Origin of the sequence: Sphingomonas sp. STIS6.2, assembly GCF_000732685.2 — a bacterium.
GTDB lineage: Bacteria > Pseudomonadota > Alphaproteobacteria > Sphingomonadales > Sphingomonadaceae > Sphingomonas > Sphingomonas aerolata.
Genome location: NZ_JPDP02000159.1, coordinates 269,660 through 289,624 on the forward strand (window position 1 = coordinate 269,660; position 19,965 = coordinate 289,624).

Annotated in this window: 17 protein-coding genes; 12 read left to right on the plus strand and 5 right to left on the minus strand. The window is 64.7% G+C overall.

The window, feature by feature from the left end:
* Window positions 1-2 precede the first annotated feature (2 nt).
* Window positions 3-2,168 carry an RNA degradosome polyphosphate kinase gene (locus sphst_RS16170; protein ID WP_031393384.1) on the plus strand — a complete coding sequence of 722 codons (2,166 nt, stop codon included), beginning with the start codon at window positions 3-5 and terminating at the stop codon, window positions 2,166-2,168.
* Window positions 2,165-3,676: a Ppx/GppA family phosphatase gene (locus sphst_RS16175; RefSeq protein WP_056408315.1), complete on the plus strand. Its 1,512-nt coding sequence runs from the start codon at window positions 2,165-2,167 to the stop codon at window positions 3,674-3,676. Before sphst_RS16170 ends, sphst_RS16175 begins: the two co-directional genes overlap by 4 nt.
* A gap of 24 nt (window positions 3,677-3,700) precedes the next feature.
* Here sphst_RS16175 and sphst_RS16180 read toward each other — a convergent pair whose 3' ends face one another.
* Window positions 3,701-4,006, minus strand: a complete 306-nt coding sequence (locus sphst_RS16180) for an I78 family peptidase inhibitor (RefSeq protein ID WP_031393381.1) — start codon at window positions 4,004-4,006, stop codon at window positions 3,701-3,703.
* Complete coding sequence (gene rnd / locus sphst_RS16185) at window positions 4,003-5,178, minus strand: ribonuclease D (protein ID WP_031393380.1); 1,176 nt, start codon at window positions 5,176-5,178, stop codon at window positions 4,003-4,005. The genes sphst_RS16180 and rnd overlap by 4 nt, the downstream gene beginning before the upstream one ends.
* Before the next feature lie 187 nt (window positions 5,179-5,365).
* On the opposite strand from rnd, the gene aspS reads away from it, so the two are divergent.
* The 5 genes from aspS (at window position 5,366) to sphst_RS16210 (ending at window position 10,475) form a co-directional block, all read left to right on the plus strand.
* Window positions 5,366-7,189, plus strand: a complete 1,824-nt coding sequence (gene aspS / locus sphst_RS16190) for an aspartate--tRNA ligase (protein WP_056408312.1) — start codon at window positions 5,366-5,368, stop codon at window positions 7,187-7,189.
* 74 nt (window positions 7,190-7,263) lie between these two features.
* Complete coding sequence (locus tag sphst_RS16195; RefSeq protein ID WP_031393379.1) at window positions 7,264-8,037, plus strand: polyphosphate kinase 2 family protein; 774 nt, start codon at window positions 7,264-7,266, stop codon at window positions 8,035-8,037.
* A gap of 181 nt (window positions 8,038-8,218) precedes the next feature.
* Window positions 8,219-8,923, plus strand: a complete 705-nt coding sequence (locus sphst_RS16200) for a PAS domain-containing protein (protein ID WP_081877460.1) — start codon at window positions 8,219-8,221, stop codon at window positions 8,921-8,923.
* Between the two features lie 152 nt (window positions 8,924-9,075).
* Window positions 9,076-9,999, plus strand: coding sequence for a lipoyl synthase (lipA, locus tag sphst_RS16205; RefSeq protein ID WP_031393377.1), 924 nt, complete (start codon window positions 9,076-9,078; stop codon window positions 9,997-9,999).
* A complete protein-coding gene (locus sphst_RS16210) occupies window positions 9,999-10,475 on the plus strand; it encodes a type II toxin-antitoxin system RatA family toxin (RefSeq protein ID WP_031393376.1) in 477 nt (158 codons plus the stop codon). Before lipA ends, sphst_RS16210 begins: the two co-directional genes overlap by 1 nt.
* Here sphst_RS16210 and sphst_RS16215 read toward each other — a convergent pair.
* Genes sphst_RS16215 through sphst_RS16225 form a run of 3 tightly spaced genes read right to left on the minus strand, consistent with a single transcriptional unit; the run spans window position 10,418 to window position 12,647 of the window.
* Window positions 10,418-10,936 carry a CinA family protein gene (locus sphst_RS16215; RefSeq protein ID WP_031393375.1) on the minus strand — a complete coding sequence of 173 codons (519 nt, stop codon included), beginning with the start codon at window positions 10,934-10,936 and terminating at the stop codon, window positions 10,418-10,420. The two genes, sphst_RS16210 and sphst_RS16215, sit on opposite strands and share 58 nt — an antisense overlap.
* Entirely contained in the window at window positions 10,936-11,463 is a 528-nt protein-coding gene (locus tag sphst_RS16220; RefSeq protein WP_031393374.1) for a hypothetical protein, read from the minus strand. Before sphst_RS16220 ends, sphst_RS16215 begins: the two co-directional genes overlap by 1 nt.
* Entirely contained in the window at window positions 11,460-12,647 is a 1,188-nt protein-coding gene (locus sphst_RS16225; RefSeq protein ID WP_031393373.1) for a bifunctional 2-C-methyl-D-erythritol 4-phosphate cytidylyltransferase/2-C-methyl-D-erythritol 2,4-cyclodiphosphate synthase, read from the minus strand. The genes sphst_RS16220 and sphst_RS16225 overlap by 4 nt, the downstream gene beginning before the upstream one ends.
* 141 nt (window positions 12,648-12,788) lie before the next feature.
* On the opposite strand from sphst_RS16225, the gene dusB reads away from it, so the two are divergent.
* Genes dusB through ntrX form a run of 5 tightly spaced genes read left to right on the plus strand, consistent with a single transcriptional unit; the run spans window position 12,789 to window position 19,963 of the window.
* Window positions 12,789-13,787 (plus strand): tRNA dihydrouridine synthase DusB, encoded by a 999-nt coding sequence (dusB, locus tag sphst_RS16230; protein ID WP_056408302.1) that lies wholly within the window; start codon window positions 12,789-12,791, stop codon window positions 13,785-13,787.
* A complete protein-coding gene (locus sphst_RS16235; RefSeq protein ID WP_031393371.1) occupies window positions 13,774-14,838 on the plus strand; it encodes a two-component system sensor histidine kinase NtrB in 1,065 nt (354 codons plus the stop codon). The genes dusB and sphst_RS16235 overlap by 14 nt, the downstream gene beginning before the upstream one ends.
* The gene (ntrC, locus tag sphst_RS16240; protein ID WP_031393370.1) at window positions 14,835-16,280 is read left to right on the plus strand and encodes a nitrogen regulation protein NR(I); all 1,446 of its coding nucleotides are present in this window, start codon (window positions 14,835-14,837) and stop codon (window positions 16,278-16,280) included. The genes sphst_RS16235 and ntrC overlap by 4 nt, the downstream gene beginning before the upstream one ends.
* A 52-nt stretch (window positions 16,281-16,332) precedes the next feature.
* A complete protein-coding gene (locus sphst_RS16245) occupies window positions 16,333-18,582 on the plus strand; it encodes a sensor histidine kinase (RefSeq protein WP_043156502.1) in 2,250 nt (749 codons plus the stop codon).
* Between the two features lie 4 nt (window positions 18,583-18,586).
* Window positions 18,587-19,963, plus strand: a complete 1,377-nt coding sequence (ntrX, locus tag sphst_RS16250; protein ID WP_031393368.1) for a nitrogen assimilation response regulator NtrX — start codon at window positions 18,587-18,589, stop codon at window positions 19,961-19,963.
* Window positions 19,964-19,965: the final 2 nt, after the last annotated feature.

Genomic DNA, 19,965 nt, shown 5'->3' on the forward strand with positions numbered 1-19,965 from the left:
CGATGAACCGTCCAGCGCATATCGTCCGCCAAGCGGAAGACGACGACGATCCCATCGGCGCTCAGCCGAACGACCGATTTTTCAACCGTGAGCTTTCCTGGCTCGCGTTCAATCGGCGCGTGATCGAGGAGGCGTGCAATCCGGCGCATCCGTTGCTCGAACGGCTTAGGTTTCTCTCTATCTCGGGATCCAATCTCGACGAGTTCTTCATGGTGCGTGTCGCCGGACTGAAGGGTCAGCAGACGCAGGACGTTGATCGTCGCTCGGCCGACGGCTTGACTGCCGGGCAGCAGCTGACCGCGATCATCCGCGAAGCGGACGCGCTGATGGAGAGCCAGCAGGCGGTCTGGGGTGATCTTCGTGTGCTGCTCGACGAGGCGGGGCTGTTTGTCCTGCGCCGCGATGCCGTCGAGGGCGAAGCCGATGACTGGCTCGAAACACATTTTCGCGAGCAGATCTTTCCGATCCTGACCCCGCAGGCGCTCGACCCCGCCCATCCGTTCCCGTTCATTCCGAACCGCGGCCTGTCAGTGATCTTCGACCTCGTCCGCCGGTCGGACAACGAACCGGTCCGCGAACTGGTCATGTTGCCGCACACCATGACGCGCTTCGTGCGGTTGCCTGGCGAACCCGCGCGCTACGTCGCGATCGAGACGCTGCTCAAGCGGTTCGCACCCGTACTGTTCCCTGGCTATGAGGTTCTTGCCGCCGCGAGCTTCCGCGTCCTGCGCGACAGTGACATGGAGATCGAGGAGGAGGCGGAGGACCTTGTCCGCTACTTTGCCAACGCGATCAAACGCCGCCGCCGGGGCCGGGTGATCCGGCTCGAATTGGAAACCGGCATACCGGACGTGCTGGCAGCCGTGCTGAAGGACGAACTCGGCGGGGCCGAGGCAATCATCACCGAAAGCGGTAACCTGCTGGGCATCGTCGATCTCGACGGACTAGTTGAGGAGGATCGCCCCGATCTTAAATTCCCGCCCTTCACGCCGCGCTTTCCTGAGCGAATCCGTGAATTTGGCGGTGACTGCTTCGCAGCGATCAAGGCCAAGGACATCGTCGTCCACCACCCCTATGAAACGTTCGAGGTGGTGCTGGCCTTCCTGAAGCAGGCGGCGAATGATCCCGATGTCGTCGCCATCAAGCAGACGCTCTACCGCGCCGGCAAGCAACCGGCAGTCATCAACGCGCTGATAACCGCGGCCGAGGCGGGCAAATCCGTCACCGCGGTGGTCGAACTCAAGGCACGGTTCGACGAGGAGCAGAACATGGTCTGGGCCTCCGCGCTGGAACGCGCAGGGGTGCAGGTCGTCTACGGGTTCATCGACTGGAAGACCCATGCAAAGGTCTCCCTGGTCGTCCGCCGAGAGGGGCAGGCGTTCCGGACCTACTGCCATTTCGGTACCGGCAATTATCACCCCGTCACGGCCAAGATCTACACTGACCTCAGCTTCTTCACCGCCGACGCGGCGGTCGGGCGCGATGCCGCGCAGATGTTCAACTACATCACTGGCTATGTCGAACCGACGGACATGGCCCGTGTCAGCTTGAGCCCGCGGGATCTCCGTAAGAATCTGATGACTTTGATCGACGTCGAGATCGCCAATGCCCGCGCGGGGCGACCGGCAGGGGTCTGGGCGAAGATGAACTCGCTGGTCGACCCTGCGGTGATCGAAAAGCTGTACGAGGCAAGCGGAGCAGGGGTCGAAATCGACCTCATCATCCGCGGCATCTGCTGTCTCCGACCGGGTGTGCCCGGCCTGTCCGAAACGATCCGCGTCAAATCGGTGATCGGCCGGTTCCTCGAACATAGCCGTATCTGGGCTTTCGGAAACGGGAAGGCTTTGCCGAACGACGGTGCGAAGCTTTTCATCTCGTCCGCCGACTGGATGCCGCGGAATTTCGATCGGCGCGTCGAATATATGCTGCCGATCCTTAACCCGACGGTGCACGACCAGATCCTCGACCAGGTGATGGTCGCCAATCTCATCGACAACGAGCAAAGCTGGGAGCTAGGACCCGACGGCGATTATTCGCGCATCGATCCCGGCGATCGTCCGTTCAACCTGCATCGGTATTTCATGACCAATCCGTCTCTTTCCGGCCGTGGTGCATCGCTTGCCACGAGCGCAACCGTGCCGACGCTTTCGCTCCGTCGACAGCGATGAGCGTTACCAACCTCCTGTTCGGCACCGCGACGCCAAAGGTTGAGGTCGACGACCATCCGCGCACCGGGATCATCGACATCGGATCGAACTCGATCCGGCTCGTCGTCTATCAGGGGCCGCCCAGACTGCCGGCGATCCGGTTCAACGAGAAGGTGCTGGCGGGCCTCGGCCGCGGGCTAGCGGCGACGGGCACGATTGAAAAGTCGGCACTCAAGACGGCTAAGGTGGCGCTTGCGCGGTTTGCCGCGGTTGCGCGTGAGATGGAGTGTTCGACGCTACGGACGGTTGCCACGGCAGCGGTTCGCGATGCCCGGAACGGTGGTGACCTCATCGCCGCGGCAGAGGAGCTGGGGCTCAAGGTCGAGACGTTGTCGGGCGGACAGGAGGCGAGCGCTGCGGGCTATGGCGTGCTGTCTGCGATCCCTGAGGCGGATGGCATCGTCGGCGATCTCGGCGGCGGCAGCCTCGAGCTCGTACGCGTCCGCCGTGGCAAGATCGAGGACAGCGTCTCGTTCCCCCTTGGCGTCCTGCGTATCGGACCGATGCGGGCGAAGCGGGGCAAGGTGCTTGAGCGCCATGTGGCGCGGCTCGTGCGCGATGCCGGCTGGGCCGCACGCGGGCAGGGCCTGCCGTTGTATCTTGTCGGCGGGTCATGGCGGGCGCTGGCGCGGCTCGACATGGAGCTGTCGGACTATCCGCTGCCGATCATCCATCAATATCCGATGACTGCAGCGACCGTCACGCGCCTCAGCCGCACCATCCCGCAACTCTCCAAGCCGCGCCTGAAAGCCATTCCGGGCCTGTCGTCTGGCCGGATCGCGACGCTTGGGGATGCCGCCGCGTTGCTCGGCATTCTCATGCGCCAGCTTGGTAGCAAGACGACGATCGTCTCCGCCTATGGCCTTCGCGAAGGGCTGCTCTACGGCGACCTTAAGCCGGCGGCGCGGGCACTCGACCCCCTGATCGAAGCCGCACGCGAGGAGGGGCGACTGCTCGGCCGCTTTCCCGAACATGGCGATTTGCTCGATCGCTGGATCGCGCCGTTGTTCGTTACCGAACCCCATGCCGTGGCGCGCTTGCGCCACACCGCCTGCCTCCTCGCCGATGTGGGTTGGCGCGCCAATCCGGAATTTCGCGCCGAGCGCGGGGTCGAAGTCGCGTTGCACGGCAATTGGGTCGCGATCGACGCACCGGGTCGCGGCATGCTCGCCCAGGCCCTATATACCAGCCTTGGCGGTGACCTGGCCGCCGCAGATCCCGTGGAACGCCTGGCGACACCCGCAGAGATCCAGAGCGCGACGGCCTGGGGACTTGCGATGCGTCTCGGGCAGCGGATGAGCGGGGGGCTTGCAGGACCGCTCAAGCGCTCGCGCATCACCGATGACGGCGTATCGCTGACGCTTACGCTGCTACCCGCAGATCGCGGACTCTACGGGGAAGCCGTTGAGCGGCGACACGCGGCGCTTGCCGCGGCCGTCGGCCGGAAGCCTGTGCTCGCGATCGCCTGACCGGCGTCGAACGCGGGGTCAGGCTCAGGCGCAGGTGAAACGCTCGATCCTGCTCGCGCCGTCGACATAGACATTCAGGCGATCGTTCCGGAAGTCCATTGTCACCGCGTCGTTCGGCGCAATCCACCGCAGCGTACGCGCGCCCGATCGGGCCAGCATCACATCCGCGCGCGCATCGCTTGCCCGCTTGCCGACCAGATCGCCCAATGCTTCAATCTTGCACGCTGCACCGGGCGGGGCTGGCGTCGCGACATCGGGTGCTCCGTCGCGCATCTCGACCGGCATGCACCCCGCCGAAGCAAACACGACCGCGAGCAGCGCCCGCTTCATGCGGCGTCCTCCGTACGGGTCATTTTCAGCTTTCCGTTGATCACCGCGAAGGCCAGCCGGCCCTCGACCAGGTCCAGCGCGTCGCGGCCGAACTGGTCGAACCGCCACCCCTCGAGCATCGGCAAGCCCGTCCGCACGCCCGCGGCCAGCGCCTCGAGCTCGTCGGTCCTCGCAAGAAGTTTCGAAGCTACATCAATATCTCGCGAGCGAATTTTGAGAAGAAGCTTGAGCAGATCCGCGACCAGCGAGCCCTCCTTGCCAAGGCCCGGCTTGCGATCGTCGCGGGGCGGAAGCTCATCGTCGCCGAGCGGCTGGGCCTGCTCGATCGCGAGCATCAGCCGCGCCCCGATATCATTGCCCGCCCAGGTGGCGGAAAGCCCCCGGACGCGGGCGAGGTCGGACTGTTTCCGCGGCGGATGCCCCGCCATGTCGCCGAGCGTCTCATCCTTGACGATCCGCCCGCGCGGCAGATCCTTCGCCTGCGCCTCGAGTTCACGCCACCGCGCCAAGGCCTTAAGCCGTCCGAGCACGTCGGGCTTGCGCCCCGAGATCCGCACGCGCTTCCACGCCAGATCGGGATCGTTCGCATAATTGGCGATATCGCCGAGCCGCTCCATCTCCTGATCGAGCCACACGCCACGCCCGGTCTTGCGGAGCCGCTCCAGCATCTTCGGGAAGATCTTCGACAGATGCGTCACGTCGCCGATCGCATATTCGATCTGGCGTGCATCCAGCGGGCGCCGCGCCCAGTCAGTAAAACGCGCACCCTTGTCGACGGCGATCCCGAGCCAGCTGTCGACTAAGTTTGAATAGCCAATCTGTTCGCCCTGGCCGAGCGCCATCGCCGCGACCTGCGTGTCGAACAGCGGGAAGGGCGTCTTGCCCGTGAGGTTATAGACGATCTCGATATCCTGTCCGCCGGCATGGACGACTTTCAGCACGTCGTGATTCTCGACGAGAAGGTCGAGCAGCGGCTTCAGGTCGATGCCCGGGGCCATCGGGTCGATCGCGGCAGCTTCCTTGTCGTCGGCGATCTGGATCAGGCACAGCTCCGGGTAATAGGTGCTTTCGCGCATGAATTCGGTGTCGACGCACACATAGTCGGCGTCAGCCATGCGCGCGCACAGATTGGCGAGCGTGGCACTGTCGGAGATAAGCGGGTGGATATGCATCGCTCGTCCATAGCGAGGCTCCCCCATGTTGACAAAGGGGCGCCTTGACAAAGGCCGGTAGGGAAGGGAAGCGCGGGCCATCCAATTCCCGTCATCCCAGCAAACGCTGGGATCTCCCGTCGCAGGGCGCACCCTTGCTGCACGAGATCCCAGCAAACGCAGGGACGACGTATGAGAGACGAGACACATGCACGCCTATCGCACCCATAACTGCGCCGCCCTCCGCCCCGAACAGGTCGGCGAGGAGGTCCGCGTCTCGGGCTGGGTCCACAAGAAGCGCGATCATGGTGACCTGGTCTTCATCGATCTGCGCGATCATTACGGCATCACACAGATCGTCACCGACGTGTCCGGCCCCGTCTTCAAGGTCATCGAGGGCTTGAAGAGCGAGAGCGTCGTCACGATCACCGGCAAGGTGACCGCCCGCGCGCCTGAAGCGGTGAACCCCAACCTGCCGACCGGCGGGATCGAGGTCCGCGCGACCGCCGCGACCGTCCAGTCGATGGCAGCCGAGCTGCCGATGCCGGTCGCGGGCGAGGCCGAATATCCCGAGGATATCCGCCTGCGCTATCGCTACCTCGACCTGCGTCGCGAGCGGCTGCACGCGAACATCATGCTGCGCTCGAAGGTCATCACCTCGCTGCGCAACCGCATGAACGATCAGGGCTTCACCGAATTCCAGACGCCGATCCTGACCGCGTCGTCGCCAGAGGGCGCGCGCGACTATCTGGTGCCGAGCCGCGTGCATCCGGGCAAGTTCTACGCGCTGCCGCAGGCACCGCAGATGTTCAAGCAGCTGCTGATGGTCGCGGGCTTCGACCGCTATTTCCAGATCGCCCCCTGCTTCCGCGACGAGGACGCACGCGCCGATCGTTCGCCGGGCGAGTTTTACCAGCTCGATTTCGAGATGAGCTTCGTTACGCAGGACGACGTGTTCAACGCGATCGAGCCCGTGCTGCACGGCGTGTTCGAGGAGTTCGCCGATTGGCAGGGCAAGGGACGCCAGGTCTCCGCCCTGCCGTTCAAGCGCATTCCCTACCGCGAATCGATGCTGAAATACGGCAGCGACAAGCCCGATCTGCGCAACCCGATCCTGATCCACGACGTCGGCCACCACTTCGTCGACTCGGGCTTCGGCTTGTTCGCGGGCATCGTCGCCGGCGGTGACGTTGTCCGCGCGATCCCCGCGCCGAACACCGCCGAGAAGAGCCGCAAGTTCTTCACCGACATGAACGACTGGGCGCGCGCGGAAGGCCATGCCGGGCTTGGCTACATCACCCAGAAGAACGGCGAGCTCGGCGGCCCAATCGCAAAGAATCACGGCGAGGAAGCGACGCGCAAGCTGATCGCGGAGATGGGCCTCGGGCCGAACGACGGCATCTTCTTCGCCGCCGGCAAGGAACTCCCCGCCGCCAAGCTCGCCGGCGCAGCCCGCGCGCGGATCGGGGCGGATCTCGGTCTGATCGACGAGAACCGCTTCGAATTCTGCTGGATCGTCGACTTCCCGATGTTCGAATATGACGAGGACGCCAAGAAAATCGACTTCAGCCACAACCCGTTCTCGATGCCGCAGGGCGAGATGGACGCGCTGGAGAACAAGGATCCGCTCGATATCCTGGCGTATCAGTACGACATCGTCTGCAACGGCGTGGAGCTGTCGTCGGGCGCGATCCGGAACCACCGGCCTGAGATCATGTACAAGGCGTTCGAGATCGCCGGCTACACCCAGGCCGATGTCGACACGAACTTTGCCGGCATGATCAACGCGTTCAAGGTCGGCGCACCGCCGCATGGCGGCTCGGCACCCGGCATCGACCGGATGGTCATGCTACTCGCGGGCGAACCGAACATCCGCGAGGTCGTGCTGTTCCCGATGAACCAGAAGGCCGAGGACCTGATGATGGGCGCACCGAGCCCGGTCAGCCCGCGCCAGCTGAAGGAGCTCAACATCAAGCTCACCGTCGATGGGCCGAAGGACCCAGCCAAGACGGTGACGCCCGCCGCGGGCTGACGCGGGGGCGGCACTGCCGTCCTGGTTATTTCCGTCCCGCCCCTGGTGGCCGCCTGATCTTCTGGAGTTTGCTTATGCCCATCGATCTTGCCCATTTTGAAGCCGGCGACGCCTATGACGGCAAATACAAGCGCGACTTGGCTAAGCTTCAGAAGAGGCTTGAGCACATCCAAGTCGCGCATATCGTCAACAAGCGCCCCGCTGTGGTGATGTTCGAAGGGTGGGATGCGGCGGGGAAGGGCGGTATCATCCAGCGGTTGTCGGCCGAGTGGGATCCCCGTACCTACCGCGTCTGGCCGATCGCCGCCCCGAGCGCCGACGAGAAGGCACATCACTTTCTCTGGCGCTTCTGGAAACGGTTGCCGGCGGACGGGAACATCGCCGTCTTCGATCGGAGCTGGTACGGCAGGGTACTGGTCGAGCGGGTCGAGGAATTCGCCACGCGCCGCGAATGGGAGCGCGGCTATGACGCGATCAATGCTTTCGAAGCGGGGCTGATCGAGAACGACACCACGCTGATCAAGATCTTCGTCCATATCACCCAAGCGGAACAGGACCGGCGGCTAGAGGCGCGGCTGCGCGACCCTTGGAAGCATTGGAAGACCGGTCTCGACGACTATCACAACCGGTCGCGACGCGAGGACTATCTCGCCGCGATGCATGAGATGTTCGCACGCACGGATACCGCAGCAGCACCGTGGATCGTCATCGACGGGAACGACAAGAAGGCAGCGCGGATCGCTGCGCTGACCGTCGTCGCGGATCGCCTGGAGGGCGGAGTCGCGATGGTGCCCCCGCCGCTTGATCCCGCCGTCCTCAAGGTCGCGAAAAAGGCCCTCAAGCTTTAATCGTCGCAAAGCGCAACCCCGCTTTTGGTCGCGGTCCTCTGCAGCTATATCCATTTTGGTCGAAATTCTAACGCCTTCCGAACAACTTATGTTAGCGTGAACAGCTTCCGATGATGGTTAGGCTTGCCCTAAGATAATGGGCGTGTCCGAGTAGCGGACGGCCATTCAGTGGGCGTAGGTCATGACGGAACGCGGTCGAATAGGTGTCGACACCTCAGGGGCGATTGTCGAGGTGGACGCGACGTTCTGCCACACGCTCAATGCGACAGCCGCCATTTTGCTTGGCAGCAACATGCTCGATTTCACCGCGCCTGCCGACCGCGAGCGCTGCCGGCGACTGATGCGTCGCGTGGTGCATACCGGATCCCCGATCAGCACTACCAAAAGGCTTGTTAGGACCGACTCGTCGCATCTCTGGGTGCAGGGCCATTTATCAATCGCGCCGCCAGGGACCGAAGTTTGCGTGACGATGATCTTCGAGGAAACCATGCCTGGGTCCGGCGAGGTCAAACCCGAAGCCTTGTTGAAGACGGCCCAGCTGACGCTGGATGCCCGGCGCGCGCGCGGGGCAATATTCTGCCCGTCGCTATTTGCCGACAGCGCCTGGGACATCCTGCTTGCGGCCTATGTCAGCGAGGCCGAAGGCGTTCTCCTGACGCCGACCGACCTCGAACCGATGCTCGGGGTCGGACACGCCACACTGACCCGCTGGATTCGCGCGCTCGAGATTCAGGGGCTGATCGAGTTCGAGGCTGCCGGCGACGGGCGAGCGGGGGGTGCGGCGTTTCAGCTCACGTGCGATGCGCATCAACGATTTGAACGGTATCTGTCCGATCGATATGCCGTCGCCGTATCGACTGCGACGGATCTGGAACGGTTCCGCTGATCCGGTCAATGCGGTACGACGTGGCAAGCGCGCCCGCTCCGCATATGCGCCGGCGCGGGGGCGTTCTTGCCGGCTTCGCAGGATACCCGTGATATCGGGCGAAGAACCGCATGTGTGTTGTTTCATATAGCCGGGATCGCTATCTGCCTGCCATGAACGAGATGACCCCGCTCGCCGCGCCGCGCGCTCGAAAGCCCGACTGGATCCGCGTCAAGGCCCCGACATCCGCCGGCTTCGCCAAGACCCGCGAACTGATGCGCTCGAAAAGCCTGACGACGGTCTGTGAAGAGGCCGCATGCCCGAATATCGGCGAATGCTGGTCGAAGAAGCATGCAACGGTCATGATCCTCGGCGATACCTGCACCCGCGCCTGCGCCTTCTGCAACGTGAAGACCGGTATGCCCCGCGCGGTCGACCGGATGGAGCCGCAGAATGTCGCCGATGCCGCGGCGCAGATGGGGCTGAACCACATCGTCATCACATCGGTCGACCGCGACGACCTTCCCGATGGCGGCGCTTCGCAGTTTGTGAAGGTCATCCAGGCAATCCGCGCGTCGAATCCCACTACGACGATCGAAATCCTGACGCCCGATTTCCGCAACAAGGCGCAGGCCGCGATCGAGTCGATCGTCGAGGCGCGCCCCGATGTCTACAACCACAACCTCGAGACAGTTCCTCGCCTGTACCCGACGATCCGGCCTGGCGCGCGCTATTATGCCTCGTTGCGTCTGCTTGAAAGCGTGAAACGCCACGACCCGTCGATCTTCACCAAGTCGGGCGTCATGCTTGGCCTGGGCGAAGAGCGCCTCGAGATTCACCAGGTGATGGACGACATGCGCTGTGCCGACATCGATTTCCTGACGATGGGCCAGTATCTTCAGCCCACGCCACGCCATGCCAAGGTGGCCGAGTTCGTCACGCCCAAGGCCTTCGATGCCTATGCGTCGATCGCCCGGGCCAAGGGGTTCATGCTTGTCGCATCGTCGCCACTGACGCGGTCGAGCTACCATGCGGGGGACGATTTCGCGCAGCTTCGGGCGGCGCGTGATGCAAAGCTCGGGGTCGCACGGATCTGATGCCCAAGCATTCCGAAACACGCCATCTTCCCTATACACCCGAACAGATGTTCGATCTGGTCGCCGATGTCGGCCGCTACGCCGAGTTTCTGCCATGGGTCAGTGCGATGCGCGTCCGTTCGAACAGTGAGACGGAGACTCTCGCGGACATGATCGTCGGCTTCAAGGGCTTGCGCGAAACGTTCACGTCACGTGTGCAGAAGACTCGACCGACCGAGATCCTTGTCGACTATGTCGATGGTCCGCTCAAATATCTTCGCAACGAATGGCGTTTCCGCCCCGAGGAGCAGGGGTGCGCGGTCGACTTCACCGTCGACTTTGCCTTCAAGAACCGGATGTTCGAGCTGATCGCGGGTCAGGTCTTCGGTGCCGCACTGCGCAAGATGATTGGCGCGTTCGAGACTCGCGCGGCCGAGCTTTACGGTGCGACATCCTCGACCGGCAGCAAGAGTTCGAGCGCGCACAGCGCAGCCTGAAGGCGAATACCGCCGCGGCCGAGATCGCCGAAATCCTTGCGATCTGCGTCGACATCGCTGCGATCGCCGCCCTTCTCGGCACGGGCGAAGACCACCGTCCCGACCGGCTTCTTCGCCGATCCACCGCCGGGCCCGGCGATGCCGGTGATGGCGACGGCAACATCCGCGCCCGACTGCTCGAGTGCGCCCTGCGCCATGCTCCACGCGACGGCGATCGACACCGCACCGAAGGTCTCAAGCACGTCTGAGCTGATCTTGAGCAGTTTCAGCTTGGCCTCGTTCGAATAGGTCACGAACCCGATTTCGAACACGTCGGAACTGCCAGGAATTTCCGTCAGCGCCGCAGCAACAAGGCCCCCGGTACAGCTTTCAGCAACCGCGACGCGTCGTCCGAGCGCGCGATTTGCCTCGATGACCTTGCGTGCCGCGTCGATCAGCTCGGGAGGGAGAAGGGTATCCATCAGCGGCTCTCCGTCGCGGTGCAGAGCGGAAGGTCGGGCGTCGATCGATCCCCGCGGCGTGCCTTGTCAGCCTTCAAATAGCGCAGCGTCTCGACAACGATGCCAGCGGTGTTCCGCGGCGGCAGCGGCTGGAGCAGCGTCACGAGCCGATCGATCGTCCCACAGTCGCGCGCGACGATGCGCCCAACGATCTGCGGGACGAGCAGGCTCGTAAGCAACGGCCGGGCATAGTCCGACTGGAGAAGCGCATCGACCGCGGGGTCGCTAAGCTTGACGATCGCGGCCCGGGCGGACGGCCAGGCGCGGTCCGCTTCGATCTGATAGCGCGAGATGAGCGTACTGGACTGGTTGCGCACGAGGCTGGTCGCTGGCAGCCTTGCCGCGCAGACCCGGCCCGTTTCACGGATGATGTCGGGCAGCGCGACGAGCGTCATCGCCTCCGCCTCGGGGCCGGTGATGCACGGGGACTGTGCCGATACCGGCGTTGCGACGAGTGCGGCGAGCGTCAGTGCGGCAGCGAACTTCATGCGCCGCCACGGCCACGATTCGAGGGGAGGCTGATCGTCGCGACCGCCTGCGCGGCAATGCCCTCGCCCCGTCCCGTGAAGCCAAGTCGCTCGGTCGTCGTGGCCTTCACGCTCACCCGGTCCGTGGTGAGGTCGAGCAGATCGGCGATCCGGTTCGTCATCGCCGCGCGGTGCGGTCCGATCTTGGGCATCTCGCACAGGATGGTCAGGTCGACGAAATCGATCCGACCGCCCTTGGCGGCGATCAGTTGCGCGGCATGCTGCAGGAACTGCGCGGAGTCGGCACCTTTCCACTGAGGATCGCTCGGGGGGAAATGCGTGCCGATATCACCCGCGGCGATCGTGCCGAGCAGCGCGTCGGTCAGCGCATGCAGCACGACATCGGCATCGCTATGGCCGGAAAGCCCCTTGTCGTGCGGGATCCGGACGCCGCCAAGCCATAATTCCTCGCCCGTTTCCAGCCGATGGACGTCGAAGCCCATCGCGGTTCGGTTTTCATAGGGCGCGCGCGCTTCAGCGGCGGCAAAATCGTCGGGGTGAGTCACTTTGTCGAGCATCGGATCGCCCTGCACCAACGCGACGCTGCCGCCAACCCGTCGCACCATCTGGGCATCGTCGCTGGCATCTTCATCGGCCGGCCAGGCAGCGTGCGCGGCCCGCAGCTTCGCGATCCGGAAGCCCTGCGGCGTCTGGACCCGGTACACGGCCTCGCGCGGAACGACTTCGCCGAGCATGCGACCGGTCAGCGTCGTCGCGCCGCGCGCCAGCGTGTCCGCTACCGGCAGCACAGGCACCGCAGCTTCGCTGTTCGCCAGCGCTGCCACCACCGCGCTGATGACCCCGGCAGGAAGGAACGGCCGGGCGGCATCGTGAACGAGAACATGATCCAATTCGGACAGGGCAGCGATTCCCCTCAGTACCGAATCCCGGCGGGTACTGCCCCCGACGATGACCGTCGCGTCCGTAACGCCTCCTGCTGCCAGTACCGCCTTTGCATGGTCTAGCTGACCTTCGGCAACGACGACCGTCACGGCGTCGATCGCCGGGTGCGCGGACATTGCGGTAACCGCATGCATGAGCATCGGCCTTCCCGCGACGGTCGCGAATTGCTTGGGGAGGGTGCCGCCAGCGCGGGTGCCGGACCCGGCTGCGACGATCAGGGCGACGGTGCGGCGCTTTGTCATGGGCGCCGATTAGCGTCTTGAGCGCGGCATCGCCAGTGCAGGCAGTCGTTCTTCATGACGTCGCGCACGACGGGACCAGCTGGACCAGCCTTGCCAGTTCCGGCATCGCGGCCTATGTTCTGCCTCTTTTTTGGGCAGCTTATGCGTAATCTCTCACCTATCCAGATCGGCACCGTGCGGATTGAAAGTCCGGTTGTCCTCGCACCCATGACGGGTGTGACGGATATGCCCTTCCGCACGCTCGTGCGGCGATATGGATCAGGGCTCAACGTTACCGAGATGGTTGCGAGCCAGGCTGCGATCCGCGAGACCCGCCAGTCGATCCAGAAGGCTGCGTGGGATCGGCTCGAAGAGCCGGTGTCGATGCAACTGGTCGGGTGCACGCCCTATGAAATGGGCGAGGCCGCGCGGCTGAGTCAGGATCGCGGTGCCGCGATCGTCGACATCAACATGGGATGTCCGGTCCGCAAGATCGTCAATGGGGATGCCGGGTCCGCGCTGATGCGTGACGTCAAGCTGGCGACGGCGATCATATCCGCGACGGTCAAGGCGGTCGATGTCCCGGTCACGTTGAAGATGCGCATGGGCTGGTGCCACGACAGTCTCAACGCACCCGAATTGTCGCGGATCGCAGAAGATCTCGGTGTGAAGCTGATCACCGTGCATGGCCGGACGCGGAACCAGATGTACAAGGGAAGCGCCGATTGGGGCTTCGTGCGCCGGGTGAAGGATGCGGTGTCGATCCCCGTAATCGTCAATGGCGACATTTGTTCGATCGAGGATGCCGAAGCGGCGCTCGACCAGTCGGGTGCGGACGGCGTGATGATCGGACGCGGCGCCTATGGACGGCCGTGGCTGCTCAATCAGGTCATGACCTGGTTCGCGACCGGCCGCCGCGTAGCCGATCCGTCGATCAACGAACAATATGAAGCGATCGCAGGGCATTACGAAGCGATGCTCGAGCACTATGGGATCGAGACGGGTGTCAACATGGCCCGCAAGCATATCGGCTGGTACACTAAGGGCCTGCATGGTTCGGCCGAGTTTCGGAACCGGGTGAACCAGGTGGCGGACCCGAACGAGGTCAAGGCGATGCTGGCGGAGTTCTACGCGCCCTGGCGTCATCTTGAAGCCGCCTGAGCCGGATCGGCACGGCCGTCCGGGGTTCAACGACGTCTTCGCGGCGCTGCCGGTGGCGGTGGTGGTGGTCGATCCCGACGACAGGATAGCCCATGCCAATGCACTGGCTGAGCAATTGCTCAACCTCTCGGAGCGCCTCATGGTCGGGCAGCCGATCGCGGCGATACTCCCGCCCCCTGACGAATCCCGCAAGCACGACAATCGCGGCCTTGCCGTCTTCGATACCGAGATCGCGACCGCCCGCGGTGTGAAGATCCGCGTCGACTTTGCCGAGACGATCATGCCCGATCATCCCGGCTGGCGCGCGATCACACTGCACGTTCCTGCCATCTCGCGACGGCTGGGCTATTCGGCGGACCGTACCGCGGGAGCGCGCGCCGCGGTCGGTGCGGCGGCGATGCTCGCGCACGAGATCAAGAATCCCTTGTCCGGCATCCGCGGGGCCGCGCAGCTGCTCGATGCCGGCGAACTGACCACGCTGATCACGACCGAGGTGGACCGGATCGCGGCGCTGATCGATCGGATGCAGGACTTCAGCGATACGCGTCCGCTCCCGCTCGCCAGCGAGAATATCTACCCGTTGTTGACGCACGCGCGTCGCCTCGCGCTCGCCGGTTTTGCGCGCGGAATCGCGATCGAGGAGCGGTTCGATCCCTCGCTACCGCCCGCGCATATCAATCGCGACGCGCTCCTTCAGATCGTCATCAACCTTCTGAAGAACGCACGTGAAGCCGTTGCAGATCAACCAAATCCCCTGATCATCATGACCACGGCCTATCGCCACGGGATCACCGTCAGCAGCGCGCCGGGCAAACCGCGTCTCCCGTTGCCGATCGAGATCTGTGTGTTCGACAATGGCCCCGGCGCGCCGCCCGATATCGCCGACCACCTGTTCGATCCCTTCGTATCGGGGCGCCGTGAAGGGCAGGGGCTGGGCCTCGCCCTGGTCGACAAGCTGACCCGCGATATGGGCGGGATCGTGCAATATGCGCGTGAGGGGATTCCTGAAATGACCGTTCTTCGCCTGCTGCTGCCAAGAGCCACTTCATGAGCACTGTGCTGGTCGTCGATGACGACGCCGCAATCCGCACCGTCGTCGCACAGGCGTTGCGGCGCAGCGGCCACGACGTAACCGTCGCCGACAGCCTCGGCCAGCTCGAACGTGCCTTGGCGGTCGCTATCCCCGACGTGCTGATCACGGACGTGGTGCTGCCCGACGGCGACGGCATCGACCATGTCCGCAATGTCGCCGAACGCCACCCGACGCTGCCGATCATCGTCCTGTCGGCGCAGAACACGCTGACCACCGCCGTACGCGCGGCGGAGGTCGGTGCGTATGAATATCTGCCCAAGCCCTTTGATCTCGACGTCTTGTCGCGTGCGGTGACGGGGGCGCTGGCGCGGGGCGGGGTGCTGTCCGATGACCGGATCGGCGACGAGGATCGTGCACTGCCGCTGATCGGCCGGTCCGCGGCGATGCAGGACGTCTACCGGGTCATCGCACGCGTCATCTCGAACGATCTGACCGTGCTGATATCCGGCGAATCGGGCACCGGCAAGGAACTGGTCGCCCGGGCTATCCACGACCTCGGCCAGCGGAGCGCCGCGCCGTTCATCGCGATCAACATGGCCGCCATCCCGCGCGAATTGATCGAGGCCGAACTGTTCGGGCATGAGCGCGGCGCCTTTACCGGCGCCGCAACGCGAAATGCCGGTCGTTTCGAGCAGGCGACGGGCGGCACGCTGTTCCTCGACGAAATCGGCGACATGCCGATGGAGGCGCAGACCCGGCTGCTTCGCGTGCTGCAGTCGGGCGAGTTCACGAGCGTTGGTGGGGCGCGCACGATCCGGGTCGATGTCCGCATCCTGGCCGCAACCAACCGCGATCTGGCGGCGCAGGTGGCAGCCGGGCATTTCCGGGAAGACCTGTTCTACCGTCTCAACGTCGTGCCGGTCACCTTGCCACCGCTCCGCGAGCGACGGCAGGACGTCGCCTTACTCGCACGACATTTTCTCGATCATGCGGCGATCCAGGGTCTGCCGCGACGTCAACTGGCGGGCGATGCGATCACCGTGCTCGGCGCGTATGACTGGCCGGGCAATGTTCGCGAACTCGAAAACCTGATGCGCAGACTCGCGGTGCTCGCGCGCGACGAAATCATCGGCGCGGACGCGATTCACGCGATGCTGGGTGCGCGAATGCCGACCAGCACTGCAACCGACCTCGACATAGCCGGCGCGGTGAAGGCGCTGATCGGGCGGATCGAGCGCGAAAACCCGGCAGCGCTCGACGATGGCAGTCTGTACGACCGCGTCATCGGTGAGGTCGAGCGTCCGTTGATCGAATTGATGCTTGCCCGGCATGGGCAGAACCAGCTTCGCGCCGCGCGTGCGATGGGGATTAATCGCAACACGCTGCGCAAGCGTCTCGACACGCTCGGGATCGATATCAGCGGCGACATGACCGAGATGGACGCGGCAGGGTTACGCTGACCCGGCCATTATGTGGTTTCCCGGCAACAATTGTCGTTGTATCACGGCAACGATGATCGCCCCCGCGACGCTTGCCATCGAAGACGACGTGCCACCGCACCGGTTCGCAGTGACGCCTGCGCTTGAGACGCTGGTGGTCGCGCTGGCGATTACCGTCGCGGTCGCGAGCTATGTGCTCATCAGCGGCGCCAATTCACCCCAGCGTTTGATGCCGCCACCGCTGATCGCGCTACTGCTGATCGCCAATCTCGTCCCCGGCATCGCATTGCTGATGCTGCTCGGCCGGCGGGTAGCGATGCGACGCGCTGCGCGGTCCCCGGTTGGCGGTGGCGGCCGCCTGCACGTCCGGCTCGTCGCCCTGTTCTCGATCGTTGCCGCGGTGCCGATGCTGCTGGTGACGATCTTCGCGTCGCTGCTGTTTCAATATGGCGTGCAATTCTGGTATTCTGACCAAGCACGCGGGATGCTGGAAAACGCGACCGAACTCGCCCAGTCGTCCTACGCGCGTCAGCTCAGCCGCTGGGAAGAGGCGAGCGTCACGATGGCTGCGGACATGTCCAATTACCTGCGGGAGCGATCGCTGCAGAGCCCGGATTTCTCCGGGTATTTCTATCAACAGGTCTATTATCGCAGCCTGTCCGAAGCCGCGCTGTTCAAGGTCACGCCACAAAACGAGATCCAGACCTTCGCCGTCGTGAACCCCTATGAAATCGACTTTACACGACAGGTGACGCCCGAGGCGATCCGCGAACTCCGGAGCGGCAAGCCCGCCGCAGTATCGGTGACGGGGGATCGTATCCGCACGATCACGATGCTGCCCGGCGCCGACGAACTCTTTCTCTATGCCGGCCGCGTCGAGGATACCAAGCTCCTGTCGGAGCAGACGACGCGCGCCAACGCCGTGCTGGCAAGCTATCGGCAGTTGCTTGCCCGGTCACGCAGCCTCCAGCTCCTGTTCAACGCGGCCTTGCTGGGCATTTCCCTGCTCATCGTTGGCGTTGCTGTCTGGATCGCGCTGGCTGTCGCGGATCGTCTGGTACGCCCCGTCGGCGAACTGGTCGATGCAGCGCGGCGGGTAGCCGAGGGTGATCTGACCGCGCGCGTGCCCGATCCGCGCAGCCGCGACGAGGTCGGCACACTGGCGCGCGCGTTCAACCAGATGACCGGTCGGCTGCAGGAGCAGAATAGCGATCTGATGACCGCGAACGACCAACTCGAGACGCGCCGTGCGCTGATCGAGGCGGTGATGGCGGATGTTTCGGCGGGCGTCGTCGCGACCGCGAAGGACCGCGTTATCCGGATCGCAAATCGCTCTGCGATCCAGCTGCTCGGCGCGGACGGTCTGGTTGGCAAGCCGTTGCACGAGGTTGCGCCCGAACTCGACGCGCTCGTGCAGGAGGGAGGGCGCGAAGCAATCGTCCAGGTCGGCCAGGCCGGTGATGCGCGGACACTCGCCGTCCGGATCGCGCATGCGCCGACCGGTCCGATCCTCACCTTCGACGATATCACGCAGCAACTGCTCGACCAGCGCCGCGCCGCTTGGTCCGACGTCGCCCGCCGGATCGCGCACGAGATCAAGAACCCGCTGACGCCGATCCAGCTCGCCGCGGAGCGACTGCAGCGGCGCTATGGGGGCAAGATCCCCGCGGAGGACGGGACATTTGCGCGGCTCACCGACACGATCATCCGCCAGGTCGCGGACCTGCGCCGGATGGTCGATGAATTCTCCTCGTTCGCACGCATGCCCAAACCCGTCTTCCGTGAGGAATCGCTGCTAGATGCCGCCCGCCAGGCGATGTTCCTGCACGAGGTGGCGCATCCGGGGATCCGGTTCCTGCTCGTCCACGACGACCCGGGTCCGATGCTCGTGTGCGATCGCCGGCAGATCGGGCAGGCTCTGACGAACATCGTCAAGAACGCGGTCGAGGCAATCGAGACGCGGGGCGACGACGAGGGCGGGGCGGTTACCATGACCCTGACCGAGACGCGCCACGATGGAACGGCGCACTGCGTCGCGATCGAAGTCGCCGACACCGGGATCGGTCTGCCGGTCGAACGCGACCGGATCATCGAACCCTATATGACGACGCGCGCGCGCGGGACGGGGCTCGGGCTTGCCATCGTCAAGAAGATCATCGAGGAACATTGCGGGACGATCGCATTTTCGGATCGCCCCGGTGGTGGCACCATCGTCACCATGAACTTCGACGCCAGAGCGCTGGTCGCGCTTGATCAGGGGGCATCCGCACCCGAGCCGGCAGGGGATGGCCAGCTCGTCGCAATGACTCGCAATCGGACATGAATTGATGGCGCTCGATATTCTCGTCGTGGACGACGAACGTGACATTCGCGAACTGGTGGCCGGCGTCCTGGAGGACGAGGGCTATCAGACGCGCGATGCGGGCGACAGCGACGCCGCGCTCGAAGCGATCGCGGCGCGGCGGCCGTCGCTCGTGCTGCTCGACGTCTGGCTGCAGGGGTCGCGCCTCGACGGGCTCGAGCTGCTCGACGAGATCAAACGGCGCGATCCGTCGATCCCGGTGCTGGTGATATCGGGTCACGGCAATCTCGACACCGCGGTCGCGGCGATCCGGCGTGGCGCGTCGGACTTCATCGAGAAACCGTTCGAAGCCGAGCGACTGCTGCTCATGGTGGCGCGCGCGACCGAAACCGAACGGCTGCGCCGCGAGGTCGCCTCGCTGCGGGCCACGGTCGGCCGCGAGACCGATCTCACCGGCAATTCGGGAGCGATCAACGGCGTCCGGGCAACGCTCAAGCGCGTCGCCGCGACCGGCAGCCGCGTGCTGATCATGGGTGGGGCAGGGGTCGGCAAGGAGGTCGCTGCACGCCTCCTGCACGGCTGGAGCCTGCGCACCGATGCGCCGTTCGTGATCGTCAGCGCCGCGATGATGACCCCCGAACGTGTCGACGAAGAGTTATTCGGCGCGGAGGAGGGCGGGGACAAGATCCGCCCCGGGCTGCTCGAGCAGGCGCATGGCGGAACACTGTTCCTCGACGAGATCGCCGACATGCCGATCACGACGCAAGCGCGGATCTTGCGGGTCCTGACCGACCAGAGCTTTACGCGGATCGGCGGTACCAGGGTCGTGAAGGTCGATGTGCGTGTGGTGTCCGCGACGGCGCGCGACCTCGTCCACGAGATTGCCGAGGGTCGGTTTCGCGAGGACCTCTATTACCGGTTGAACGTCGTGCCGGTGGCTATCCCGCCGCTCGCGGATCGCCGCGAGGACATTCCTGCGCTGGTCCAGCATTTCATCGCGCATTATGCGGCAGAACGCCGGGTCCGGACACCGGAAATCGCGCCCGATGCGATGGTTGCGCTGCAATCCTACGACTGGCCGGGAAATGTGCGCCAGCTTCGCAACGTGGTCGAACGGACGATCATCCTTGCGCCGGGCGACCGACTGGGACGCATCGATCTCGACCTGCTGCCGGCCGAAGTCCTGGGCGATCAGGGCGACATGGGCAGCGCCGGGGGGACCGCGATCATGGGCTCGCCGCTCCGCGAGGCGCGTGAAACCTTCGAACGGGAGTATCTGCGTGTTCAGATCCGTCGGTTCTCCGGCAACATCTCGCGCACCGCGAGCTTTATCGGGATGGAGCGATCGGCGCTGCACCGGAAGCTGAAGCTGCTCGGGATCACCGAGACGCGCGACGATTGATC